Annotated in this window: 3 protein-coding genes and 1 pseudogene; 2 read left to right on the top strand and 2 right to left on the bottom strand. The window is 65.9% G+C overall.

Going from position 1 to position 2,477, the window contains the following annotated elements; genetic code table 11:
- Both AC1DU6_RS27245 and AC1DU6_RS27240 read right to left on the bottom strand, forming a co-directional pair.
- Positions 1–294: peptidylprolyl isomerase (locus tag AC1DU6_RS27245; protein ID WP_477860941.1), on the bottom strand; the 294-nt coding region annotated here is incomplete at its 3' end.
- Positions 295–307: 13 nt separating this feature from the next.
- The gene (locus tag AC1DU6_RS27240) at positions 308–835 is read right to left on the bottom strand and encodes a tetratricopeptide repeat protein (protein WP_056197745.1); all 528 of its coding nucleotides are present in this window, start codon (positions 833–835) and stop codon (positions 308–310) included.
- Positions 836–953: 118 nt separating this feature from the next.
- Here AC1DU6_RS27240 and cysS point away from each other — a divergent pair, with 118 nt between their 5' ends.
- Together cysS and AC1DU6_RS27230 are read left to right on the top strand one after the other, a co-directional pair.
- Entirely contained in the window at positions 954–2,327 is a 1,374-nt protein-coding gene (gene cysS, locus AC1DU6_RS27235; protein ID WP_477860938.1) for a cysteine--tRNA ligase, read from the top strand.
- A pseudogene (locus tag AC1DU6_RS27230) lies at positions 2,327–2,477 on the top strand (DNA-3-methyladenine glycosylase 2 family protein); the annotation flags it as partial. The gene cysS and the pseudogene AC1DU6_RS27230, both read left to right, overlap by 1 nt.

The following is a 2,477-nucleotide window of genomic DNA, read 5'->3' as shown; positions in this document are numbered from 1 at the left end:
GGTCAGGCCGTTGTGTGACTCCAGCGGGATGGGCGGCTTGGTCGGCTTCTGGTTCAGCTTGGCGTCGTAACCGCCGCCCTGGATCATGAAGGTTGCCATGACGCGGTGGAAGACCGTGCCGTTGTAGTGGCCGGCCTTCACATATTGCAGGAAGTTGGCGACCGACTTGGGCGCCTTCTGGGCGTTCAGTTCGATGCGGATGTCGCCTTCGGTGGTCTGCAGCTTGACGGTCTGGGCCTCGGCGCCCAGCGTGGCCAGCAGGCCGGCGAGAAGGAGAGGAAGGATTTTTGTCATGGGAGGCGAGTGGTTAGCGGGTGCGCAATTCGCGGGTCAGGGCCAGCGTGCGGTTGATCTTGCCGGCCAGCGTGTCGCTGGGCATCAGGGCCGACTTCTGGGCACGCTGGTAGGCGCGCAGAGCCAGGCGTACCAACACATCGCCCAGATTTTCCTGGGCCTGGGCATGGTCGGGATGCAGGCGCAGGGCCTGCTCCAGCGCGGCCTTGGCTTCGTCGAGTTCGCCGGCGGCCGCGTGCAGTACGGCGAGATTGTTGTAGGGGTCGGCCAGGTCGGGGAAGTCCTGCGTGAGGCGGGTGAAGATGGCCGTCGCCTTGGCAGGCTCGCCAAGTTCCATGCGCATGACACCCAGTGCGAAGCGCAGTTGCAGATCATCAGGTTGACGGGTCAGGGCCTGCTCGACCTGCTCGACGGCCTGGCTCTTCTGGCCGGCCAGCCAAAGCCGCTGGGCGCTGGCAAGGTCGTCGGCGCGAACCGGCGTGGTTGCCAGCGCCAGGATCAGCAGGCAGGGCAACGCGAGGGTGGGGAAGGGCAGGCGCATGAGGGTTGTAGCGGGGGGCGGCGTCAGGGTCGGCCGCTATACTGAATTCATTCTATGAGCCCCGCCTGGGCGGACCCGGTGCGGGGCTTCTTGTTGGTGGCTGCTGCCCTCGTTTTTCATGTCCCTGCGCGTTCACAACTCCCTCAGCCGAGATCTCGAAGACTTCCAACCGCTCGTGCCTGGCCAAGTGCGCATGTACGTTTGCGGCATCACGGTCTACGACCTCTGCCACATGGGGCATCTGCGCATGAACATGGCGTTCGACGTCATCTACCGCTGGCTGCGTGCCAGTGGTTACGGCGTCACCTATGTGCGCAACATCACCGACATCGACGACAAGATCATCAAGCGTGCCGTCGAGCGCGGCATCACCATCCGCCAGCTCACCGAAGAGATGAGCGCGGCGATGCACGAGGACTTTGCAGCTGTCGGCCTGCTGCGCCCGGACCACGAACCGCGCGCGACCGAGTACGTGCCGCAGATGCTGTCGCTGATCGAGCGCCTGGAAGAGCGTGGCCTGGCCTACCGTTCTGATACTGGCGACGTGAACTACGCGGTGCGCAAGTTCGAAGGCTACGGCAAGCTCAGCGGCAAGAGCATCGATGACCTGCGCGCCGGCGAACGCGTGGCCGTGGACGACGGCAAGCTGGACCCGCTGGACTTTGTGCTCTKGAAGGCCGCCAAGGCCGAGGAGCCGGCGGACGCCAAGTGGGCAGCTCCCTTCGGCGAGGGCCGCCCGGGTTGGCACATCGAGTGCTCGGCAATGAGCTGCGCGCTGCTCGGCGAAAGCTTTGACATCCACGGTGGTGGCACCGATCTGCAGTTCCCTCACCACGAGAACGAGATCGCCCAGAGCGAGGGTGCGGGCTACCCCTTCGCGCGCTACTGGCTGCACAACGGCTTCCTGAACGTCGATGGCGAAAAGATGTCCAAGAGCCTGGGCAACTTCTTCACCATCCGCGACGTGCTGCAGAAGTTCGACGGCGAGACGCTGCGCTTCTTCATGCTGCGCACCCACTATCGCCGGCCGTTCAACTTCAGCGATGCCCACCTCGAAGACGCCCGAGCCGCGCTGACGCGCCTGTACACGGCGTTGGACGCCGTGCCGCCGTCCGAAGTCGCCGTCGACTGGAGCGAGCCCAGCGCCGCTGCCTTCAAGACGGCGATGGACGAGGACTTCGGCACGCCCGGTGCCATCGCCGTGCTGTTTGACCTCGTCAACGAAGTCAACCGTGATCGCTCACCCCAGCGTGCCGGCTTGCTGAAGGCGCTGGCCGGCGTGCTCGGCGTCCTGCAGCAGGAGCCGCGCGCCTATCTGCAGGGCGGCTCGGKCATTGACGACGCGGCCTGGATCGAGGCGCGCATCGCGGCCCGCGCTGCCGCCAAGGCCGCCAAGGACTTTGCGGGTGCCGACGCGATCCGCGCCGAGTTGACGGCCAAGGGCATCATGCTGAAGGACGGTGCCGACGGCACGACCTGGGTGAAGAGCTGATGCCGCCCGAAGTGATCCCGGCCTATTGGGACGAGGCCTGCAAGCACCTGGTCAAGCGCGACCGGGTCATGAAGAAGCTCATCCCGCAGTTCGGCGAGGCGCGGTTGCAGAGCCGCGGCGACGCCTTCGCGACGCTGGCCCGCTCCATCG

It is taken from the genome of Roseateles sp. P5_B10 (genome assembly GCF_056400485.1).
This window is presented reverse-complemented; position numbering and strand designations above follow the sequence as displayed.